The organism is Erwinia psychrophila (assembly GCF_039023475.1).
Classification (GTDB): Bacteria; Pseudomonadota; Gammaproteobacteria; order Enterobacterales; family Enterobacteriaceae; genus Erwinia.
Window position 1 is genome coordinate 384113 of record NZ_JBCHVB010000003.1, and the last position, 21253, is coordinate 405365.

17 protein-coding genes, 1 tRNA gene and 1 pseudogene are annotated in these 21253 nt (G+C 56.6%); 11 read left to right on the forward strand and 8 right to left on the reverse strand.

Features of this window, described 5'->3' with window-relative positions; all coding sequences use genetic code 11:
- Window positions 1–1449, reverse strand: coding sequence for a sugar porter family MFS transporter (locus tag AAH446_RS10590; protein WP_342906669.1), 1449 nt, complete (start codon window positions 1447–1449; stop codon window positions 1–3).
- 186 nt (window positions 1450–1635) lie between these two features.
- Between AAH446_RS10590 and AAH446_RS10595 the strand changes: the two genes are divergently transcribed.
- Window positions 1636–3603: a sigma-54-dependent Fis family transcriptional regulator gene (locus AAH446_RS10595; RefSeq protein ID WP_342906670.1), complete on the forward strand. Its 1968-nt coding sequence runs from the start codon at window positions 1636–1638 to the stop codon at window positions 3601–3603.
- A gap of 291 nt (window positions 3604–3894) precedes the next feature.
- Here the strand turns inward: AAH446_RS10595 and AAH446_RS10600 are convergent.
- Window positions 3895–3970 (reverse strand) — tRNA-Asn (locus AAH446_RS10600).
- A gap of 507 nt (window positions 3971–4477) precedes the next feature.
- On the opposite strand from AAH446_RS10600, the gene AAH446_RS10605 reads away from it, so the two are divergent.
- The 3 genes from AAH446_RS10605 to AAH446_RS10615 are packed head-to-tail and all read left to right on the forward strand — an operon-like array spanning window position 4478 to window position 7956.
- Window positions 4478–5401: a substrate-binding domain-containing protein gene (locus AAH446_RS10605; RefSeq protein WP_342906671.1), complete on the forward strand. Its 924-nt coding sequence runs from the start codon at window positions 4478–4480 to the stop codon at window positions 5399–5401.
- 23 nt (window positions 5402–5424) lie between these two features.
- Complete coding sequence (locus AAH446_RS10610; protein WP_342906672.1) at window positions 5425–6909, forward strand: sugar ABC transporter ATP-binding protein; 1485 nt, start codon at window positions 5425–5427, stop codon at window positions 6907–6909.
- Between the two features lie 30 nt (window positions 6910–6939).
- On the forward strand, window positions 6940–7956 hold the full coding sequence (locus AAH446_RS10615) for an ABC transporter permease (protein WP_463322804.1): 1017 nt from the start codon (window positions 6940–6942) through the stop codon (window positions 7954–7956).
- Between the two features lie 8 nt (window positions 7957–7964).
- Here the strand turns inward: AAH446_RS10615 and AAH446_RS10620 are convergent, their stop codons facing one another.
- Both AAH446_RS10620 and parS read right to left on the reverse strand, forming a co-directional pair.
- Window positions 7965–8441 carry an RES family NAD+ phosphorylase gene (locus AAH446_RS10620; protein WP_342906674.1) on the reverse strand — a complete coding sequence of 159 codons (477 nt, stop codon included), beginning with the start codon at window positions 8439–8441 and terminating at the stop codon, window positions 7965–7967.
- Window positions 8441–8896, reverse strand: coding sequence for a type II RES/Xre toxin-antitoxin system antitoxin (parS, locus tag AAH446_RS10625; RefSeq protein WP_342906675.1), 456 nt, complete (start codon window positions 8894–8896; stop codon window positions 8441–8443). Before parS ends, AAH446_RS10620 begins: the two co-directional genes overlap by 1 nt.
- Before the next feature lie 355 nt (window positions 8897–9251).
- Between parS and nac the strand changes: the two genes are divergently transcribed.
- From nac to phnH, 6 genes are all read left to right on the forward strand, one after another.
- Entirely contained in the window at window positions 9252–10169 is a 918-nt protein-coding gene (gene nac / locus AAH446_RS10630) for a nitrogen assimilation transcriptional regulator NAC (RefSeq protein ID WP_342906676.1), read from the forward strand.
- Window positions 10170–10362: 193 nt separating this feature from the next.
- Window positions 10363–11694, forward strand: a complete 1332-nt coding sequence (locus tag AAH446_RS10635) for an NAD(P)/FAD-dependent oxidoreductase (protein ID WP_342906677.1) — start codon at window positions 10363–10365, stop codon at window positions 11692–11694.
- An 11-nt stretch (window positions 11695–11705) separates the two neighbouring features.
- Window positions 11706–12548, forward strand: coding sequence for a GNAT family N-acetyltransferase (locus AAH446_RS10640; RefSeq protein ID WP_342906678.1), 843 nt, complete (start codon window positions 11706–11708; stop codon window positions 12546–12548).
- 145 nt (window positions 12549–12693) lie between these two features.
- Window positions 12694–14487, forward strand: coding sequence for a thiamine pyrophosphate-requiring protein (locus AAH446_RS10645; protein ID WP_342906679.1), 1794 nt, complete (start codon window positions 12694–12696; stop codon window positions 14485–14487).
- 338 nt (window positions 14488–14825) lie between these two features.
- The gene (gene phnF / locus AAH446_RS10650; RefSeq protein ID WP_342906680.1) at window positions 14826–15545 is read left to right on the forward strand and encodes a phosphonate metabolism transcriptional regulator PhnF; all 720 of its coding nucleotides are present in this window, start codon (window positions 14826–14828) and stop codon (window positions 15543–15545) included.
- A 107-nt stretch (window positions 15546–15652) separates the two neighbouring features.
- The gene (gene phnH, locus AAH446_RS10655) at window positions 15653–16228 is read left to right on the forward strand and encodes a phosphonate C-P lyase system protein PhnH (protein WP_342906681.1); all 576 of its coding nucleotides are present in this window, start codon (window positions 15653–15655) and stop codon (window positions 16226–16228) included.
- A gap of 62 nt (window positions 16229–16290) precedes the next feature.
- Here the strand turns inward: phnH and AAH446_RS10660 are convergent, their stop codons facing one another.
- The 4 genes from AAH446_RS10660 to AAH446_RS10675 all read right to left on the reverse strand — a co-directional run bounded on the left by AAH446_RS10660 (window position 16291) and on the right by AAH446_RS10675 (window position 20376).
- On the reverse strand, window positions 16291–17109 hold the full coding sequence (locus tag AAH446_RS10660) for a glycosyltransferase family 8 protein (RefSeq protein WP_342906682.1): 819 nt from the start codon (window positions 17107–17109) through the stop codon (window positions 16291–16293).
- Window positions 17110–17125: 16 nt separating this feature from the next.
- Complete coding sequence (locus AAH446_RS10665) at window positions 17126–18508, reverse strand: D-arabinono-1,4-lactone oxidase (RefSeq protein WP_342906683.1); 1383 nt, start codon at window positions 18506–18508, stop codon at window positions 17126–17128.
- A gap of 152 nt (window positions 18509–18660) precedes the next feature.
- A complete protein-coding gene (locus AAH446_RS10670) occupies window positions 18661–19308 on the reverse strand; it encodes a TetR/AcrR family transcriptional regulator (RefSeq protein WP_342906684.1) in 648 nt (215 codons plus the stop codon).
- Between the two features lie 306 nt (window positions 19309–19614).
- Window positions 19615–20376, reverse strand: a complete 762-nt coding sequence (locus tag AAH446_RS10675) for a hypothetical protein (RefSeq protein ID WP_342906685.1) — start codon at window positions 20374–20376, stop codon at window positions 19615–19617.
- Window positions 20377–20601: 225 nt separating this feature from the next.
- Between AAH446_RS10675 and AAH446_RS10680 the strand changes: the two are divergent.
- A pseudogene (locus AAH446_RS10680) lies at window positions 20602–21113 on the forward strand (GNAT family N-acetyltransferase).
- Window positions 21114–21253 lie beyond the last annotated feature (140 nt).

Genomic DNA, 21253 nt, shown 5'->3' on the forward strand with positions numbered 1-21253 from the left:
TTATTTGGTGTTCGCCCATTCAGGCGAGGCAGGTTGTTCTACAGTTTGCTGCGCTGTGGCAGCGAAACGACGGGATTTGGAGAGCATCAGCGGCTCAATATGTTCCAGTGACACGCCGCGCGTTTCAGGCAGGAAGCGGCGAACGAACCAGAACGCCACCAGACAGCCAAGGGCGCACAGCATCAGAGGAAACGCCCCGTGGAAATGGGTCATCAGCACTTCGCTGCGGTTCATCATTGGGAAGCTCTGGGTGACGATGAAGTTCGCCACGTACATTGAAGAAAAGGCATAGCCCATCGCGACAGCGCGCATGCGATTAGGGAAGATTTCTGAGATCAGCAGCCAGGCCCCTAAACTCCAGGAGAGGCCGAAAATCAGGATAAACGCCACCAGTCCTGTTACCGGCAGCAAACCCTCTGCCTGAGTGATAAAAGCCCAGGAGGTGAAAATCAGGCACAGCGCGCAGCCTAACGCTCCCCAGCGAAGCAGAGGCGTACGGCCAAAGCGATCAATCGTGCTGAGGCATACCGCCACGCCTGCCAGCAACGCCAGACCAAGGAAAATGCTTTGAAACAGGGAGGACTGCGTACTGCTGGTAATGTTTTGCAGCAGCGAGGGGGCGTAATACAGCAGGATGTTGATGCCCGAAATTTGCTGCAGGATAGCGATGGCACAGCCTATTAACAGGATATAGCGGGTACGCGGATCGCGCAGAATGCCGCCTTGACTGGCCTGAGCAGCCTCATCTTTGGAAGAGGCGATGATTTCCTGCAGCAAACGGTCAGCATGCTGCGCGTTGGACAACTGCGTCAGCACCTGACGCGCCCGTTCAGTTTTTCCCTTCAGTGCCAGCCAGCGCGGGGATTCCGGCATGAAAGGCACCAGCAAAAGAAACAGCACGCAGGGGACAATCCCGGAAGCCAGCATCCAGCGCCAGCCGCTACTGACAATCCACTCATGCGGCATCCCACGGGCGATCAGGTAATTCACAACGTATACCGTGACCTGTCCACCTACCATCAGCATTTGCTGTAAACCCAGCATGCGACCGCGCCAGTCTTTCGGTGAAACTTCAGCGATGTAAAGCGGGGTGATGGCTGACGCCATGCCGACAGCAAATCCACCGATAAGCCGGTAAATAACAAAATCGGTCAGCGAGGTGGCCAGCGCGGAACCGATAGCGGAAATAACGAAAAGTACGGCTGTGATTATAAGCGTGGACTTCCGGCCGATCCGGTCAGAGATATAACCCACCCCCCATGCCCCGATGACGCACCCAAGGATGACATTTGAAACAGCCCAGCCACTTTCCCAGGGGGATAGCGCCAGATGTTCTGAAAGGGGTTCAATGACGCCGGAGATGACCGACGCGTCATAGCCGAGGATGACGCCGCTCAGCGACGCGACCGAGCAGATAAACAATATCAACCGTAAATTGTGTTTACGCATAGTGACTTACTTCCTCTTTAACAGCATTTAGCGGAGCTGTAAGGGTATTGCAAAGAGGATGCCAACGGTAAAAGAGGCTTTTTTTGTGAGGCACAGCACAGCGTTACTTCACAAACTGCAAACAAAATTTACATGTCAACTTAACATGTCAATAAAATGGACATTCCATTTAATCCGGGTGGCGATATGCAAATTCAGGAACGTAAGCCGTTTAAAGATGAAAGCGATCCTATCTTCAGCCTGCCAGACGGCTCAGAAGCTGGCGAATGGGACAGGCTGTTGTGGCTGGGGTGGTACGATTTTGAACGTGGAGAACAGCCGGGCTGGATCAGGCCCACTATTTTGCAGTCGTGGCAGCGTTCACAGCAGCGTGCTATCGATCCTGAATCCTTCATTTATGCATTTCCACCGCCAGAAGAGCTGGCAGCGATCCTTGAATTTAACGCAGAGCTGATCGCCGTTGCGCGCAGCATTATGGAGAACCTGCTGGCGTATAACCCGGATGGCCATATCAACCTTACTGATGCGCAGGGCGTGACGCTGCATTACTGCGGTTCGGATCTCACGCCAGTCGGCAGCATTTTGCGCGAGGAAGTGCTGGGGACGAACTGCACTGCACGATGCCTTATCGAACAGCGGCTGGTTTATGTCCTCAGTGGTGAAAACTGGAAAACTGACTTGCGCAGACGTCATCGTCAGTGCGCCGCCGCACCGGTACGCGATGTCAACGGTCAACTGATTGGCGTACTGACACTGACCGCCACGCCGGATAACTTCAACGCACATACGCTTGGTACGGTACAGGCGGCAGCAGAAGCCGTCAGTCAGCAGCTGATGCTGCGCAGTTTACTGGCTGAGCAGCAATCCATTCTTGAAACGCTGAATGAAGGCGTGATTGTCTGCGATCGCCAGGGACGAATTAAAACGCTTAATCGCTATGCGCGTCAGATATTCAGTGGCCTCGATCCTGCCGCAGGTCCGATTGACGTGCTGCTGAAACCGCAAGGTGAATCGCTGCAAACCATGCCGTTTTGCAACGACCGCGAACTGCAGTTCTTGCCGGATGGCGTTAAGCCGATCGCCTGCCTGATCTCTCTGATGCCCGCTCCTGACGGCGGTCGCGTAGTGTCCCTGCGTGAGAATAAACGCATCCGGGCGATCACGCGGCAGGTTATGGGTGCCAGCGCCAGCTATACCTTTGAGATGATTCGCGGCCATGCGCCGCGCCTACAGCAGGCGATCCACAAGGCGCGCGCCAGCAGCCGTACCGACAGTACCGTTTTACTGAGCGGAGAAAGCGGCACCGGCAAAGAGCTTTTTGCGCAGGCAATTCACAATGCCAGCCCCCGCCATCAGGAGCCGTTTATTGCGCTGAACTGCGGCGCACTGCCGCGTGACCTGGTGCAGAGCGAGCTGTTTGGCTATGCCGATGGCGCATTTACCGGCTCGCGTCGCGGTGGTTCAGCCGGGAAGTTTGAGCTGGCCGATGGCGGGACGCTGTTTCTCGACGAGATTGCTGAGATGCCTCTGGAGGCGCAGACCAGCCTGCTTCGCGTTTTGCAGGAAAACGAAGTAGTGCGCATCGGTGCGTCGTATCCGCTTAAAGTGAACGTGCGGATTATCGCCGCGACCCACTGTAATCTGCTGGATGCGGTTGAAAAGGGGTCATTCCGGCGGGATCTTTATTACCGGCTGAATGTGATTTCACTGGAAATCCCGGCGCTGCGTCAGCGTCAGGAAGACATTCCCGATCTGGTGAACACGTTTATTCACGCGTTGTGTGCCCGGCTTAAACGTATTCCACCTCAGGTCTCACCTGGGGCGATGCGCTGCCTGGAGGCGTGGCACTGGCCGGGTAACGTGCGCGAGCTGGAGAATCTGGTTGAGCGCATCGTAAATTTATGCGACGGGCTGATCATCGATCTTCAGGATTTCCCTGAAGAGATGACGCAGGTGATTGACCAGCCGCCGTCGTACGCTGAGGCTCCCTCTTCACTGCTGGAACAAGAGCGCCAGCATATATTGCAGGTGATTAGCGCGCAGAGGGGGAATTTACGCCAGTCTGCACAGCTGCTTGGGATTTCCCGCACCGCTTTATACAACAAACTAAATCAGTGGCAGGTAAACATCGCAAGCATAAGGAATACCCAATGACGGTCATCCTTTATCAGATCGGCCTTAAAAGCTTGTCTGGGGAGGCACGCATTTGAAGCAGGGCGGTATGGAAATGCTTATGCCGCAGCAGTTTTTAACTGGTTACAGCCGAACCGGATGTCATTTAGCGCGTGTTCTTCGTCAAATGTCAGTAACGGTCGGATGCCGTCACGCTGTAAAGGCGCGTTAGCCAGAGAAATGAGCGGAGAGGGGAGTGAGGCAGTGACCTTCGATACGGCATTTAAGAGACAAAAAGCCCGCTTAAGTTTCCTTAAGCGGGCTTTTTAAATTTGGCTCCTCTGACTGGACTCGAACCAGTGACATACGGATTAACAGTCCGCCGTTCTACCGACTGAACTACAGAGGAATTGTTTCAACGGGGCGCATAGTATCGACGGTCCCGGTGAATGTCAAAGGGCGAATGTAAAATTCCGGTTCAAGCGCGTGCAAAAGCAGCAACTGGCAGTTTTCCCTTCCCCGCTGGTCAAAATTCATTCCCATGCGTCAGATCTCACTTCAGCGCGAATCCGCTCCTGATGTTAGAGGTGTGTCAAAATTTTGTGATCTGTTGATTTTAAAACGCACGTTTCGGTGCTTTGATAATTTAAATTTCAAACTTAACAAAATTGAAATAAACAAACCTGTAACCGGCGCCGCCGGAAGGCAGGCGCTGAACTGAAACGCTATTTTAAAAGCAACCCGCTGATTTAAAATAATTAACAAAACGAAGGAGCGAGCGAAAACCGATCGTAAATCAGGAAAATAATCCTCTGGTTTTTTATCCACCCGTTGGTGAAGTTGCGTGAATGTAAAAAATATTTTTCATTCGATGTCCCAGCCAGCCTGCACAACCTTACGACAAAAGGGCTCAGCCATGAACGTGAAAAAAACGATTTTAGCGTCGCTGTTAGTGTGTATGTTACCGATTGCAAGCTTTGCCAAAGATCTCCAGGTGGGCGTTTCAATGGCGCTGTTTGATGACAATTTTCTGACGATTGTCCGTACGGCGATGCAAAAAGAGATGCAGGAAAAAAACGTCAACGGGCAGATTGAAGATGCCAAAGGGGATGTTTCTCAACAGCTACAGCAGGTGCAGAGTTTTATCAGTCAGGGGGTGGATGCCATTATCGTCAACCCGGTGGATACCAACGCCGTGAAGCCGATTATGGATCAGGCTTCGCAGGCCGGTGTGCCGCTGATTTTCGTTAACCGGCGTCCCGCGCTCCCGCTGACCGGGAAAATGGCTTATGTCGGTTCCGACTCCGAGCTGGCAGGACGGCTGCAGATGGAAGCGCTGGCTAAGAAAATGAACTTTAAGGGCAATATCGCCATTTTGCTGGGCGATCTCGCCAATGAATCGACCCGCGAGCGTACCAAAGGCGTGAAGGCGGTAGTGGCGAAATACCCTGGCCTGAAGGTAGTACAGGAGCAGACCGCGAAGTTTACCCGTAACGATGCGGTAGACGTGGTCAGCAACTGGATGACGGCGGGAGAAGATATTCAGGCCATTGCCGCGAATAACGACGAGATGGCGATCGGCGCGCTTCAGGCGCTGGGCAAAAATGCGGGTCAGGTGCTGGTGGCCGGCGTCGATGGCACCCCTGATGCGCTGCAGATGCTGAAGAACGGCAAAATGGTTGCCACCGTATTCCAGGACGCTAAAGGGCAGGGGGAAGGTGCGGTGCAGGCGGCCATCAAGCTGGCGAACGGCGAGGATGTGCAGAAGATTGTCGATATCCCCTACAAGCTGATTACCAAAGAGAACATGGCGCAGTTTACCAGCATGAATCAGAAATAATCCTGCTGTACGGAGGGTGAACCATGTCCGCATATGCGCTTGAAGCTGAAGGTATCAGTAAATTTTTTCCAGGTGTAAAGGCATTAAACAGCGTTTCCCTGCGCGTTAAGCCCGGCACCGTGCACGCGCTGATGGGAGAAAACGGCGCGGGTAAATCCACCTTAATGAAGTGCCTCATCGGGATTTACCGTCCCGATGACGGCATTATCCGTGTGAAAGGAAAACCGGTGCAGTTCCAGGACACGATGGATGCGCTGCGTTCCGGAATCTCAATGATCCACCAGGAGCTGAATCTGGTGCCGCATATGACGGTGGCGGAAAACATCTGGCTGGGCAGGGAGCCGGTCAGATATGGCTTTGTCGATCACGGCAGGCTGAACAGGCTGACAAAAGAGCTGCTCGGCAAGCTGAATATCCGTCTCACGCCGGAGCGGCTGGTGGGCGACTTAAGCATCGCCTCTCAGCAAATGGTTGAAATTGCCAAGGCGGTCTCCTGGAACGCTGATGTGGTCATTATGGATGAACCGACCTCGGCGCTGACCGAGACGGAGGTTTCGCATCTGTTTGCTATCATCCGCGATCTCCGGGAGCAGGGGAAAGCCATCATCTATATCAGCCACAAAATGGATGAGATCTTTGCCATTACCGATGAGGTCAGCGTATTTCGCGACGGCGCCTGGGTGGGCAGTGACAGTACGGCCAGCTACTCCCGGCAGTCACTGATCACGCAGATGGTCGGGCGTGAACTGACCCAGCTCTTTCCCAAGTTCAACAATAATATCGGCGAAGAAGTTCTGACGGTGCGCAACCTGCACCGGCAGGACGTTTTTCATGACGTCAGCTTCAGCGTCCGGCGCGGTGAAATCCTTGGGGTGGCGGGACTGGTGGGTGCAGGACGCAGCGAGGTGATGGAGAGTCTTTTCGGCATGACCCACCCTGACGGCGGTGAAATATTGATCGACGGCGTGCCGGTGAATATCGATTCTCCCGCCACCGCGATTGAGAAAGGGCTGGCGTTTCTGACCGAGGATCGCAAAAAGTCCGGGCTATTTCTGGTGCTGTCGGTGATGGAAAATATGAGCATCGTCAACATGCCGGAATACAGCAGTAAGGGCGGTTTCGTCAGCCATGTCCAGATGGCGAAGGACTGCATGGAGCAGATCAGGCGGCTGAATATTAAAACGCCGACGATGGATCAAATCATCAATAACCTCAGCGGCGGCAACCAGCAAAAGGTGCTTATCGCACGATGGCTGCTGGCACAGCCCAAAGTGCTGATCCTCGATGAGCCTACGCGGGGTATTGATGTGGGCGCCAAGGCGGAAATCTATCGCCTGATTAGCGAGCTGGCAAACCGCGGCGTCGCCATCATTATGGTCTCCTCTGAACTGCCTGAAATTCTGGGCATGAGCGATCGCGTGATGGTGATGCACGGTGGCCGTATTACCGGCATTCTCGATAAAGACGCGGCCGATCAGGAAAGTATCCTGTCGCTGGCCTCCGAATAGGCCTGAGGTGAACAAATGAGCGATCTGAAAATGACGACTTCCCAACCGGCCCCTGCGCCGTCGCTTTATACTAACGTTAAAAACAAGCTGCCGAAGGATACCGGCATCTTTCTCGTGATGGTGGGCATCGCCCTGATCTTTGAGATCTCGGGCTGGTATGTCCGCGATCAATCTTTTTTAATGAATCCGGGCAGGCTGGTGCTGATCATCCTTCAGGTCGCCATTATCGGTATTATCGCCGTGGGCGTCACTCAGGTCATTATCACCACGGGCATCGATCTCTCATCCGGATCGGTGATTGCGCTGGCGGCGGTGGTGGCAGCGAGCCTGGCGCAAACCTCCGACAGCCTTTCACCCATGTTTCCCTCGCTGGTCAATATGCCGATGGCGGTGCCCGTCGTGGCTGGCGTCGGGGTCGGCCTGCTCTGCGGCATCATTAACGGTCTGCTGATCACGAAAACCGGGATCCCACCCTTTATCGCCACGCTGGGAATGATGGTATCAGCGCGTGGTCTGGCGCAGTACTACACGCAGGGTAATCCGATCAGCTTCCTTTCCGACAGCTTTACGGCCATCGGCCAGGGGGCAATGCCGGTGATTATTTTTCTGTTGGTGGCGGCCGTTTTCCATATCGCGCTGAAGCATACCCGCTACGGAAAATACGTTTATGCCATCGGCGGCAATATGACTTCGGCGAAGGTTTCCGGTATTAACGTCAATAAGTACCTGATCCTCGTTTATACCATTGCGGGTGGGCTGGCCGGACTGGCGGGTGTGGTGCTTGCCGCTCGCGTCAGCACCGGACAGTCAAGTATGGGGATGTCCTACGAGCTGGATGCGATTGCGGCGGCGGTGATTGGCGGCAGCAGCCTGATGGGCGGCGTGGGACGCATAACCGGGACGCTGATTGGCGCAGTGATCCTGGGGTTAATTAAAAGCGGCTTCACCTTCGTCGGCGTGGACGCTTATGTGCAGGACATTATTAAAGGGATCATTATCGTCAGTGCGGTCTCGATAGATATGTATCGTAACCGCAATAAGCGCTGAGCAGCGGCTCAGCGCGCAGAAAGGAAGCGGGGATCGAAGAAAAACGGCTCGGCTGTTACCGTCTTCAGCGCGGTGGCTGCGGCGGGATGAGCCGGGTTAAACAGAGCGTTCCACTCACCGGTCAGGGTACTCGGCACCTTAAGAAGCAGCCCGTCGGCAGTACTCTTCAGCCACTCATCACCAATATATTTGGTGGAGAGTGGGGCGGGGTCACTCTGCCAGTCGCCGGGCAGAAGCTGTATATCAAGCTGACGGATCAGTGCCGCCGGAATCCCGACGGAAAGCATCATGTAATGGTTAGCGAGATCGTCGAGCGTGAGATGCACCAAAGCTTCCAGCACGCAGAGCGCCTTACTTGATCCAAGGTAAACGCAGGCCTGGCCTGCGGAGTTCCATCTTCCCCCATAAAGCCTGGCGCCTTCGCCGTCAAACGCGTTGTCGACCCAGGCCTTTTTCACCAGCCGGTAGAAGGTGACCGACGGCATCAGGTGATCACGCCATGCTCAATCTGCCCGATCAGCGTAATCACCGCTTCGGCACCGGCGGGCGTGGAGATCATATCTGCCGGCTTTTTGCCACCAAGGCCTTTGGCCGGGCTGTCGAGCCACTGCGCCACGCGGGCCATATCGCCGTTAAACAGCCTGCTGGCGGCTGAAATCACGCGTACCAGCATATAAACCCGACCGCTCTGCTCGGCCGAAAAAGTCTGGCTGGCGCTGCTTAAACGGCGGCTGTAGGTGTTACGATCGATACCGGCCATGCGGCAGAGCAGCGCTTCTTCGAGACTGGAAAGCGAGGCGATACGCCTGAGCAGAGTGGCACTCAGACCACCGGCGATACGCTCGTGCGCCTCGGTCAGGGTTTCGGGAAGATCCAGGGAAAGCAGCAGCGAACTGCGCGGCGGGCGCTGGTGAGGCGTATAGAGAGAAAAAGTCATCATAACCTCCACAGGTTCATTTGCGCTTAATTTTAGCTCAGATGAACAGCGCAGGCAATACGCGCGGACGCCGCCTCACCGCTGGTGTCCTCAGCGACATGCACAATGCGGCGGCACCTTGCGCACCATTATAGTGCGCTGCGGCAGCCGGCGCGCGCCGTCACATTATCAACAATGCTAATTACCCCTTTAGAGGTAATCAGATTCTCTTATTTTACCGCCGGTTAGCCGTAAAGCGCCGGACGAGGCGTTCCTTAAGAAAATTCTGGCACGTCGCTTGCAATTCTTTCTGAGCACCAGGGGAAACTCTTTTCAGTGCCAGTGATTTTGGCATACAGCGATCCATGACGGAGGCAACATGAACTTAAGACGACTGAAGTATTTTGTGAAAATCGTCGATATCGGCAGTCTGACGCAGGCAGCAGAAGTGCTGCATATTGCACAGCCTGCGCTCAGTCAGCAGGTGGCAACGCTGGAGAACGAACTGGACCAGCAGCTGCTGATCCGCACCAAGCGGGGCGTGACCCCGACCGATGCCGGTAAAATTCTTTACTCTCACGCCCGGACCATTTTACGTCAGTGCGAACAGGCGCAGGCCGCGGTGGTCAATGCCGGCCAGTCGCTTAACGGTCAGGTGACGGTAGGCCTTGCGCCTGGCTCCGCCGCCTCTTCGCTGACCATGCCTTTACTACAAACTGTCCGCGACCAGTTTCCGGATGTGCGGGTTTATCTGCATGAAAACAGCGGCGTCTTACTGAATGAAAAAGTCATGAGCGGACAGCTGGATATGGCGGTGCTTTACGATCGCTCCCCTACGGCGGGCATCACCAGCCAGACGCTGATGAAGGAAGATCTCTATCTGGTTGGCGCAACCACCTGTCCGGGACAGAGCGTTGAGCTGAGCCAGGTGGCGCAGATGAACCTCTTTTTACCGCGCGATTACAGCGCGGTGCGCAAGCGCATTGATGAAGCTTTTTCGCTGCGCCGTCTCAGCGCGCGGATCATTGGCGAAATTGAATCTGTAGCCACGCTGACCGCGGCCATCGCCAGCGAAACGGGCGTCACCGTACTGCCTGAATCCGCCGCGCGTACGCTGGTCAGCTCGACCAATGCCTGGATGGCGCGTATCAACAGCCCGACGCTGAGCCTGCCGCTGTCGCTGAATGTTTCCGCGCGCATGCCGCTCTCCGCCTCCGCCCAGGCGGTGAAGAACATCCTGCTGTCGCTGCTGAATAAGCCTCTCATTGAAGATCGTGAACTAATGCTGGTGAGCTAAAACAGTTCACAATAAGCCTCTCTCAACTCTCATTCTGCGTAGATGCCGGAAGCAGCGTTTTTCTGTCGCTGCTTTCGCTATGGATATCTGACGAATCCGTCGATAAAACAGCGATTAACTGGCATGCTACAGGCAGCAGTCAGATAGCACAGCGTCGTGCGGAACAGGCTGCGGTTATGAGGTAGAGAGCAACATGCCCGCACCAATTCGATATGTACAGGACAGCCGCTACTTTCCCGATTCGGCGGAGGTAGTGGTGATCGGTGCCGGTATTGCCGGGACGGCCGCCGCTTACGAACTGGCTAAGCAGGGCATCAATGTGGTGCTGATTGAGAAAGGACTGGTGGGCGGCGAGCAGTCGAGCCGCAACTGGGGCTGGTGCCGTCAGCAGAATCGCGACGAGCGTGAACTGCCGCTGATCGTCTATGCGCTTCAGCGCTGGGAAGCGCTCGGTAAAGAGACCGGGGAGGAGCTGGGCTTCCGTCGTTCGGGACTGGTCTATGCCACCGGAAATCAGGCGGAGATTGACGCCTGGGAACGCTGGGGAAAAATGGCGAAAGCCTACGGCATCCGCAGCGATATCCTGACCGCCGCGCAGGCGAAAGCGATGACGCCGGGCAGTACCAGTCACTGGCTGGGCGGCGTCTCCTCACCTACCGATGGCCACGCGGAGCCTTCCCTGGCGTCTGCCGGACTGGCTATTGCTGCGCAGCGCCTTGGGGCGGGCGTGTTTCAGCAGTGCGCCGTGCGGGGCCTGGATATTTCAGCCGGAAAGGTCAGCGGAGTGATTACCGAACGGGGGCTGATCAAAACCAGCCGGGTGATTTGCGCCGGCGGCGCCTGGACCTCAATGTTCTGCCGCCGGCACGGCATCGATTTACCCCTTGGGAACGTTATTGGTACGGCATTCCGGACCGCGCCGGTTGCCCAGGCCATCAGCATGCCGCTCTATACGCCCACTTTTGCCTGCCGCCCACAGCTGGACGGCAGCTACACCGTTTCCGTTTCCGGACGTGGCCGCCTGACACCTGGCGCACAGGGGCTGCGCTATGCGCGTCAGTTTTTCCCGACCTACCGTTCCCGTCGCAAAAATCTGAGCCTTGAACTGGGCCTGGAGGCCTTTTTCAGCGGGCCGGAATCCTTTGCCCGCTGGCAGTTCGACCGGATATCCCCTTTCGAAAAGGTGCGTATTCTCGATCCCGCTGCGGACAGGGCGGTCGTACAGGAAGGCCTTGCCGCGATGCGTAAAGAATATCCCGCGCTGGAAAATCTCCGGGTCGAGCAGGCCTGGGGCGGGATGATTGACAGCACGCCGGATGCGGTGCCGGTGATCTCAGCCGTTGCGAAGCTGCCCGGCCTGATTATTTCCGCCGGTTACAGCGCGCACGGATTTGGTATTGGTCCCGGCGCGGGCCGTCTGGCCGCCGATCTGGCCACGGATGCCACGCCCGTTGTCGATCCTGCGCCGTTTCGCTATTCACGGCTGGTGAAGGGTGCCAGCCTTGACGCACCAGGTATGCTGTAAGGGAGAGAAAAATGGCTGTACAGATTACGGCGATGAAGGAATCGCATCTGGCTGCGGCCCGCGAGCTGACCCAGCGGCTGAACTGGCCGCACCGCGAGGCGGACTGGCAGCAGGCGCTGCGGCTGGGCGAGGGCGTGGTAGCGGAGGAAGATGGCAGACTGTTGGGCACAACGCTCTTATGGCGCTGGGGCGGAGATTATGCCTCGCTGGGGCTGGTGATCGTCGCTGACGACGCGCAGGGAAAAGGGATCGGGAAAAGCTTAGTGCAGGCAGCGCTGACCGCATCAGAGGGAAGTAGCATGCGGCTTCATGCCACGGAGGCGGGCAAAGGACTCTATGAAAAACTGGGATTTGTGGTGACGGGCGAGATTGCCCAGCACCAGAGCCGCGAACTGGCTGAGTTTGCCCCCATTTTGCCTGAACCCGGCATCAAGCTGCGTCCGGCGCGTCCGGAAGATGCGGCGGCGCTGACGACGCTGGATACGCAGGCGCACGGACAGTTCCGCCCCAGGCTTATCGCCATGCTGCTGAAAAGCACGGCACGCATGCTGGTGCTGGAGACGCAGGGCAGGCTGAGCGGTTTTGCCTGCCTGCGTCGCTTCGGGCACGGTTATGCGCTCGGGCCGGTGATCTGTCGCGATCTGGCGCAGGCAAAAGTGCTGGTCAGTGAACTGCTGTGCGGGCTTCAGGGACAATTTGTCCGCATCGATACCGACAGTAGCTATGGCCTGAGCCCCTGGCTGACCAGCCTCGGGCTGTACGAAGTGGACAGGCCGACCGCGATGCTCCGTGGCGCGCCCTGGCAGCCCGACGGCATGCTGGCCTTTGGCCTGATGAGCCAGGCGATGGCCTGAGAACGCCGCGCTGTTTATCTTCATCACCGCCCACACTTCCTTATGGCGGTATGGTCTGTACTGAGATAATCAGGACGCCAGCCCGCGCTTTGTGACGCTTCAACTATCATTAACTGCTCATGTATCAATAAGGATGGGGCTGATAATGAGCAGCAAGACCAGTGATTTTTTTGTTGAGCGTCTCAAAGCCTGGGGCGTCACGCGTATTTATGGCTATCCGGGGGACGGAATCAATGGCGTGCTCGGCGCGCTCCAGCGGGCGGAAAAGCGCGGCGAGGGCATCGAGTTTATTCAGGTACGCCACGAAGAGATGGCCGCTTTTATGGCCGTCGGGCACGCCAAGTTTACCGGTGAGATGGGCGTGTGCCTCTCCACGGGCGGACCGGGAGCCACGCATCTGCTGACCGGCCTCTATGATGCCAAAATGGATCATGCGCCGGTGCTGGCTATCGCAGGCCAGGCGGAGACGACCGCGCGTGGTGCCAGCTATCAGCAGGAAATGAACCTTGATCGGGTTTTTGCCGACGTGGCGAACTTTGTGCAGGAAACGGCTACGCCTGCTCAGCTGCGCCATCTTGTCGATCGCGGCGTTCGTCTGGCGAAAGCGCAGAACGGCGTTGCCGTGCTGATTATTCCGAAAGACGTTCAGGATGAGCCCTGGGAAGCCCCGGCACACGCGCACGGCTTTACCCATTCCGCCGTGGGGTATCAGCGACCCAAAGTCGTTCCTTACCCGGAAGATCTACAGCGCGCCGCAGAAGTGCTGAACAGTGGGAAAAAAGTGGCGATTTTAATCGGCTCCGGCGCCCGCGGCGCGGCGGTTGAAGTGGTTCAGGCGGCAAACGTTCTGGGAGCAGGGGTGGCGAAGGCGCTGCTGGGGAAAGATGTCCTGCCCGACGATGCGCCTTTTGTGACCGGCTCCGTGGGCCTGCTTGGCACCAAACCTTCCGCCGATATGATGAAATCCTGCGACACGCTGCTGATGATCGGCTCCGGCTTCCCCTGGACCGAGTTCCTGCCGGAAGAGGGCCAGGCGCGTGGCGTACAGATAGACATTGATCCGGCGATGCTCGGGCTGCGTTACCCCTGCGAAGTGAACCTGCACGGCGATGCGGCCGAAACGCTGCGCGCGCTGCTGCCGCTGCTGAAGCAGAAGGAAGATCGCGCCTGGCAGGAAGAGATTGCGGTCGGCGTCCAGGAGTGGTGGAAGGTTATGGAAGAGCGGGCGATGGCGTCGGCCAGCCCGGTTAACCCGCAGCGCGTGGTCTGGGAAATGTCGCCGCTGCTGCCCGACAACGCCATCGTCACGTCCGATTCCGGCTCCTGCGCTAACTGGTTCGCCCGTGATTACCGGGTTAAGCAGGGGCAGCGCGCCACGCTCTCAGGCGGCCTTGCCTGTATGGGGGCAGCCGTTCCCTACGCGATAGCGGCAAAATTTGCCGAGCCGGAGAAGCCGGTGGTGGCGCTGGTGGGCGATGGCGCGATGCAGATGAACAATATGGCAGAGCTGATCACTATCCAGAAATACTGGCAGCAGTGGGCCACGCCGCAATTGATTGTCTGCGTATTTAACAACCAGGACCTTAACCAGGTCACCTGGGAACAGCGGGTAATGGAAGGCAACCCCCGCTTTGAAGCCACGCAGGCGGTGCCCGACGTACACTACGCGCAGTTTGCGGAATCGCTGGGGCTGAAGGGCATCTTCGTTGACGATCCTGAAAAGCTCAGCGCGGCATGGGCTGAAGCGCTGAGCGCTGACCGTCCGGTCGTGCTGGAGGTGAAAACCGATCCGGAAGTGGCACCGCTGCCGCCGCACATCACCTTAAAACAGGCGAAAGCCTTTATGGCTTCTATGATAAAAGGCGATCGTGGCGCAGGCCAGGTGCTGGCCGATACCGCCAGCCAGCTGCTGAATGAGGTTCTGCCGGGTAAAAAATAGTTTTTACCGGCGCCGGCAACGGGCGGCGTGCTAAACGCAACGACACGTTGGTCGCCCGTAGATCCTGACCGGCACGAATCCGCGCTGTCCGTCCCGCGTTGCTAATGACGCGGGACGTTTTATTTTTGCCGGTTCCTGTTGGCCTGTAGAGAAAGCAGGCGGTCTGCAAAAGGCGGCTGGTTGTGGATTTAAAATCGCCAGATCGGCGGATTCATCTTGCCGACACTTCAAATTCACCCGCCTGTCATCTTTCTCCGTCACCCTTAACGCAAATCACAGCCGGGCTGCCGCCGTGTTTCGGCCAGCTTCCTGTTCTCCATCGTTGCCGGAGATTATATATGCTGAACTTATCCCGATGTCCTACCACCGCCTATCAGGCTATCGCCGCTCAGCTGGAGCAGGAGCTCTGCAATAACTATCGCTGTGGGGAATACCTTCCTTCAGAGAAGCAGCTGGCGGAACGCTATGCGGTCAACCGCCATACGCTGCGCCGCGCAGTCGATGAGCTGGTGGAGAAAGGGCTGGTGCAGCGTCGTCAGGGCGTGGGGATTCTGGTACTGATGCGTCCTTACAGCTACCCGCTCGCCTCGCAGGCCCGCTTCAGTCAGAACCTGATGGAGCAGGGTAGTCATCCCACCAGCGAGCGTTTGCTGGCGGTGCTGCGTCCCTGCAATGCGGAAATCGCCGCCGCGCTGGCCCGCAAGGAGGGGGAAGAGGTGATCCATCTGCGCACGCTGCGCCGGGTCAACGGTGTGCCAATCTGCATCATTAATCACTATTTTGCTGATTTACGCTGGTGGCCTACACTTCAGCAGTTTGACAGCGGCTCGCTGCATGACTTCATGCGGCGGGAGCTGGCGCTGGATCTGGTGCGTAAACAAACCCGGATTACGGCCTGCCGCGCCCAGGCGAAGGAGAGCAGACTGCTGGAAGCGGCGCTGCATTCGCCTCTGCTTTGCGTGCGTACGCTGAACCACTGTGCCGGAAGCGGCCAGCTGGCGGAGTATTCCGTCAGCCTGACCCGCGCGGATATGATTGAACTGACGCTGGAACATTAACTGGCTCCGGCCTGGCTGCCTGCTTCACAGCAAGAAGACAGGCGTGAAGGCCCGAACCGCCCTCGCTCGTTGATCGCCGGTTATTTATTTTTCTCAGGAGAGAATGCATGACTTTACTCGCAAGCTTTACCCACCCGGTCGCCGATGTTCAGCGCGCCTTTCGGCGGATCCTGAAAGCCATGAGCGAGCCTGGCGTACAGGTTTCCCTGCCATCGCTGCCGGGCTGGGGCCGCGCTTCGCCCGCCGCCACGGCGGTGCTGATGGCGCTGGTCGATCGGGAAACGCCGGTCTATATCGATGACGCGCTGAAGGATGAGGCGCTGCTGGCTAATTTGCGTTTTCATACAGGCGCACCGGTTACCGGCGCGGAGGCTGCTTCTTTCGCGCTGCTGCATGCCGGGTCAGCCCAGGATATCGCTTCGTTTATCCCGGAAGATGAAGGCGCCAGCGGTAAAAGCACCACCGTGATTATTGAAGTCGCTGCCCTGAGCGGCGGCCTGACGCTGCGTCTGAGCGGCTCCGGTCTGCTTGAGCGTCGGGCGATTGCGCCACAGCTGCCGGAAAGCGTACTGCGTTATCTGCGCGCACGTCCGCATCGTTACCCTCAGGGGATCGATCTGATTTTTACCTGCGGTGAAAATATGATGGCGCTTCCGCGGACCACCGATGTCGTGGTTTGCTGAAGGCGTTAAGAGGAATGACGGTAGTGCCGCTCTCCGTCGTCTGAGCGGCGATTTTACAAAAGCTACCCGGCGGTTTCCCACCAGAGCTTATTGAGCGTGAAGTAACGGTCACTGGGATCCAGTGGCTTATCCCAGGGCTTGTCGATGATGTAGTGGATATTCTTCACCTCCGACAGATCCCACATCGCCGCATGCTGATGCGGCAAGGTTTTCAGCGCGTTATAAATATAAGGCAGCGGCTGCCAGCGCTGGTGATAATAGTCGTTGAGGAAATCCTGCTCGGCGAACAGGTAGCGGGAGAGATCCTCCAGCGCCGCCAGCTGCTCCAGCATATCATCATAGACCGCTTCATCCGGCCTCAGCACCAGAAAGCCCCCGTTCAGGTAGTTGTCCACTTCTTCCGGCTCCTCGGTATGATCGAGCCCCCGGCAGTAGCTGTAGAAACAGTTTTCGGGCCGCCAGCTTTTCGGATAGCTCGGGATCTTGTTCGGATTACAGCGGCAGGCATGGCAGGCGGCAATCTCATCCTCTTGCAGGGGCAGATCGAACAGTTCATCCATATTGCGGATGACCAGCATGTCAGCGTCCAGAAACACGAGGCGCTCAAATTCGGTCAGCTTCCAGGCGGCCAGCTTGGTCCAGACCTCGGAGAAGCGGGCGTTCGCATAGCTGGCCTTCAGGCTGCTCTCCGGGCCGATGGGCTGCACGTCGCGCAGCAGGCACCCCTGCTGTTCCAGAGACTGCCGCGTGGCGGCATCGATATTGTCGGTGACCATAACGACCAGCGGCCAGGCGCTATGGGTTTTCTGCAATGACTTATGAAGCGCCCTGACGCCCACCGCATAGTCCGGTTGGGTCAGTAGGGTAATCCATGCCTTCATTCCTCTTCTCCTAGTGTTAACTCAACAGTTCTGCGGTGAATGCGTTACTGAATTTGCGCTGCGGATCCAGCGCCTCTCTGACCGTCTTAAAAGCGGGCCATTGGGGATACAGCGCCGCCCAGTCATAGAGAGAAGCGTCAAAATATTTTCCCCAGTGCGGCCTGCCGCCTTCCTCCGCCAGCAGTTTCTCTACCGCTTTCAGAAAGCTCACACCTTCTTCAGAGAGTGAACCATCTTCCGCATAATAGACAACGAAACCGAAAAAGCAGGTCTCTTCCCCGACTGATGGGCTTAACCATGAGGTAGAGGGCCCTGTGCAGCGCAGAATGATAGGGTAGTGCATATGCGGCTGCGTCTCGCTGTGCCAGCGCTTAATTTTTTCGATCACCTTCGCCGTACGCGCCAGCGGGATGCCTATCTCGACATTGATCTGCGGTGTGGCGATGCCGCGGCAGAATACCTGATAGATATCACCCGTAACGTCAGAGAAATCCTTAAAGCGGGTAACGGTGCGAAAAGGTTTGCCGTCCTCATCCACAATCTGGGTATCGCTGCGCATGTGCTCCAGCGTCTGATCGATGGTGTCATTCATGGCGTCGCTGGTGGTGTCAAAGGCGATCAGCTCGTCATCATTATCATGATAGCGTTTTGACTCTTCTTCACTGGCTTCACGGGCTGACCAGACGTGAACCTGGTTTTCGTTGGGAAACCACCAGGCTTTACTCAGCGCGAAATCCCTATTCCAGGCCAGTAAATCCTGTTCCAGCGTGTCAGCGCTGACCGCATTTTTAAAGCAGGTGTAAATCAGGGCCGGCTGAGTGCGTAACGTCACCTGAGTGACCACGCCCAGCGTCCCGAGCCCCAGCTGGACGGCGTTAAACCAGGGGTGATCGCGGTCAAACTCCGTCACGCTGCCATCGGCCAGCACCATACGGATACGCAGCGCCTCATCAGCGAGGGTACTTTGTGCTAAACCCTGACCGTGCGTGCCGGTAGCCAGAGCGCCCGCCAGCGACTGAGCAGCGATGACGCCCGGAGAAGAAGGCAGCATCCGGCCTACGCCAGTCAGGATTTCATACACCTCATGCAGCGGCGTGCCAGCCGCGAAAGTTGCGCTGTCGTCGTCAATGGCAACGAGCCCGTTCAGAAGGCTGAGGTCGAGAAGAATGTCATCAGGTTCCGTCAGTTTCAGCATCCGGCCGGAAGACATTTTGCTGCCCATTACGCGGATTTTTCCCTGGCTGGCGGCGATGACCGCCTGAAGCTCGCTTTCAGAGGCTGGACGAGTGACCGCGTTCCTGTTCCCGATAGTTTCATTTTGCGCCCAGTTCCACAGCCGGGTTTCATCCGCACTCAGCTGGGTTTTTCGGCGGGGATAGCCGGGATCTTCGCGTGTCATCGACAACTCCTTTTTAAGAGACAATAAAATTTTCAGGTGCTGGCGCACAGGCCAGCCCTGGGTTCCACTCTGACTAAGGGTAGCTGAATCACGCTGAAACAGCAGCCCCGCAGCGGGAAATAATTGTACATAATATTTCAAGTTGTACAAATTCAGGCAGGGTCAGATCGCAGGTAACAGAGGGTTGCCTCCACCACGAGCCGGCGGTTGCGGGCGATGTTCTGCTGCTCGCTTTCCCCATTGCCAAACAGCGTATTGAAGGTATAGCGGTTCGCCACATTGTGGGTGCAGATACTGCTGATCAGACGGTGAACGTCTACCGTGTCCACCGACTTATCAAATACGCCAGCGCTCTTTCCCCGTCCCAGAATGGTTTCAAGCACGCTCAGCGCGCTCTGGTTAAGCATTTTAATCCGGGTGGACTGGCTGATATAGCGGCCCCGCATCAGGTTTTCACTGCATACCAGCCGCATAAAATCAGGGTGCGACAGATGGTAGTCGAAGCTGGCTTCCGCCAGGCGCGCCATCGCCATTTCCGGCGGCAAACCGGCAAGATCCAGGCTGGCTTCATGAGCGCGGATCTCCTGATAGACCTGCTCAAGCACCTGCACATAGAGGTTTTCTTTGCTGGTGAAGTGGTAAACCACCATTCTTTTGGTCGTTTCGGCACGTTCAGCAATCTGCTCCATGCGCGCACCCTGCAAGCCAAATTCAGCAAAGGTAGTCAGGGCAGCAGCCAGGATGCGTTTTTTCAGCCCTTCAGGGTCGTTTTTTCGTTTTGCAGAAGCGGGTGCGGGCATAGCGAGTCTGTTAATCCATAGTCTGGCGGAGAAGAGAGGTGTCAGCGGGGTTGAGCATATCATATTACCCCATTAAGAGCGTGGCGATGTTATGCGCCGCCGCGACGGGAAGCGGCGCTTTATCTCACCTGCAGGGCGACGGACGCGAAAAAGCAGAGGTAGCGTTACTGGCAGAAGCCGGTTCAGCGCGCTGCCGTCGATGGCTCATTTCAACGGCTTGCCTGGCGGAGCGGGGCGCTTATTCAGCAACCGCCATGTTTCTGGCTGCGCGAGAGGGTAACGCTTGTCAAAACGTCCCGGTATGGATCAGAAGCTGGGGTGTGTGCCTTCTATCACGCTGTCGTAATGCCCTTTGATCTTCGCATTCATCAGGGTTTTATCCGGCAAGGCATGGCCACGCAGTACCGCTTCGGTGGCAAAGCAAAAAATCAGAATTGCCCGGCTGCAGAGGTTGGCAGCCTCAACGTAACTTTCCAGTGAATGAAACCATTCCTTACTGCAAAGTGTTCTTTCGCTGCTCTCCTGAATCAGCGGGCGCAACATGCGGTAGATCTCCGTTGCCTCACCGAGTATCGGAAGCCTGCCTACAGAGAAAGTAAGAATCTTCTCTACGCGAATAAATATGAGCTTGCGGCTGCGCAGGGCAAACAGTTCTTCCAGCGTTTCAAGCCAGAGGGCGAACGTGGTAGTGAAGAGATCGTTTTGCACCATTTGCGGCGAGGCGTGCTGCCAGGAGAAGTTGGCGTTGAGCTGAAAAAAGGCCGCCTGATAGGCGAGAAAAGCCTGTTCATCCTGAGCATTAATATGCGCCAGCGCATTACTGATCATCTCAAAACGCTCAATCTCATCACGAACCCCGGCATCGTGCCAGTTAATCGACCGGGTCCGGCGCTGCTGCAGCGTTTTTAACGCCTCCAGATTGTGAAAGGTTGCCATGGCAATTTCACTGGCCATTAACGCTTTATTGATAAGCTTGATATCGGCAGGCGATTCAACCACGGAGCGTTCCGCGAGCAGATCGTTACGGCGATTCAGGTAGGCAGCGGCGGGCGTAAGGAAGTTGCTCATTAGCAATCTCATCATTGTCAGGCGGGAACAGAGCACTATCGCCACGTTCAGGAAGGTCTCATTATGGCACATGTGACCGGGAAGAAAATTACGCCCCTTTACTTTTCAGGAGAATGCGCAGCAGGGGTTACGCTGTATTCTACTTTTAACTGGCATAAAAACCTTTTTCGGCCTGAAAAATAAGCGGGTGTCAGGAGGTTCTGCTGGGATGCCGGTAAAGGCCTGATGTGGTGGCGCGGGCTGGCCTCAGGAGTGGGACAGGGGACATGCAAACACCTGCACTCATCATTTTGTTGCGGTGTTGATGCGGCTGGACAACTGGCTGCAACAGCGGGCGTTGAAATACCGGCGCATCCCGCACGTTCGTATGTTGCGATGGACTGAACGTGCGGGCGTATTATTCACTGGCATCCAGCGTTGTGGCAACAAGTGCAGCACCAGGCCGTTTCCGGCGAAATATGCCCGATCCGATTCCTGTTGTGGTATCAGGTCGTCTTGCTGTGGACGCCTCATTACAGGGCCGGGGATTAGGAAGGGCGCTGGCGCGTGATGCAGGTCTGAGGGTGATACAGGCTGCGGAAATTATCGGGGGCCGCGGCATGCTGGTTCATGCCTTATCTGAAGAAGCGAAAACATTTTACCTGCGGCTGGGGTTTAAACCCTCAACGAGTGATACTGATACTGATACTGATACTGATACTGATACTGATGGTGATGGTGATGGTGATACTGGGTGATTTGAAGGCGGCCCGAAAGGAATTGCTGTTTTACATTCCCATCCGGGCTTTAGCAAAGCAAAACCTTATTTTTCCCGCTACGGTGAAGAGAGAGCTAATGCACCCTGAAACGGATAACAAAAAGCCCGCTTAAGTTTCCT

Excerpts from the sequence above, each read along its gene's own strand:
- AAH446_RS10665 (WP_342906683.1), bottom strand. The coding sequence starts at position 18,508 with ATGACACGCGAAGATCCCGGCTATCCCCGCCGAAAAACCCAGCTGAGT.
- AAH446_RS10610 (WP_342906672.1), top strand. The coding sequence starts at position 5,425 with ATGTCCGCATATGCGCTTGAAGCTGAAGGTATCAGTAAATTTTTTCCA.
- AAH446_RS10590 (WP_342906669.1), bottom strand. The coding sequence starts at position 1,449 with ATGCGTAAACACAATTTACGGTTGATATTGTTTATCTGCTCGGTCGCG.
- AAH446_RS10605 (WP_342906671.1), top strand. The coding sequence starts at position 4,478 with ATGAACGTGAAAAAAACGATTTTAGCGTCGCTGTTAGTGTGTATGTTA.
- AAH446_RS10615 (WP_463322804.1), top strand. The coding sequence starts at position 6,940 with ATGACGACTTCCCAACCGGCCCCTGCGCCGTCGCTTTATACTAACGTT.
- AAH446_RS10635 (WP_342906677.1), top strand. The coding sequence starts at position 10,363 with ATGCCCGCACCAATTCGATATGTACAGGACAGCCGCTACTTTCCCGAT.
- AAH446_RS10660 (WP_342906682.1), bottom strand. The coding sequence starts at position 17,109 with ATGAAGGCATGGATTACCCTACTGACCCAACCGGACTATGCGGTGGGC.
- AAH446_RS10670 (WP_342906684.1), bottom strand. The coding sequence starts at position 19,308 with ATGCCCGCACCCGCTTCTGCAAAACGAAAAAACGACCCTGAAGGGCTG.
- phnF (WP_342906680.1), top strand. The coding sequence starts at position 14,826 with ATGCTGAACTTATCCCGATGTCCTACCACCGCCTATCAGGCTATCGCC.
- AAH446_RS10595 (WP_342906670.1), top strand. The coding sequence starts at position 1,636 with ATGCAAATTCAGGAACGTAAGCCGTTTAAAGATGAAAGCGATCCTATC.
- phnH (WP_342906681.1), top strand. The coding sequence starts at position 15,653 with ATGACTTTACTCGCAAGCTTTACCCACCCGGTCGCCGATGTTCAGCGC.
- AAH446_RS10640 (WP_342906678.1), top strand. The coding sequence starts at position 11,706 with ATGGCTGTACAGATTACGGCGATGAAGGAATCGCATCTGGCTGCGGCC.
- AAH446_RS10645 (WP_342906679.1), top strand. The coding sequence starts at position 12,694 with ATGAGCAGCAAGACCAGTGATTTTTTTGTTGAGCGTCTCAAAGCCTGG.
- AAH446_RS10675 (WP_342906685.1), bottom strand. The coding sequence starts at position 20,376 with ATGAGCAACTTCCTTACGCCCGCCGCTGCCTACCTGAATCGCCGTAAC.
- parS (WP_342906675.1), bottom strand. The coding sequence starts at position 8,896 with ATGATGACTTTTTCTCTCTATACGCCTCACCAGCGCCCGCCGCGCAGT.
- AAH446_RS10620 (WP_342906674.1), bottom strand. The coding sequence starts at position 8,441 with ATGCCGTCGGTCACCTTCTACCGGCTGGTGAAAAAGGCCTGGGTCGAC.
- nac (WP_342906676.1), top strand. The coding sequence starts at position 9,252 with ATGAACTTAAGACGACTGAAGTATTTTGTGAAAATCGTCGATATCGGC.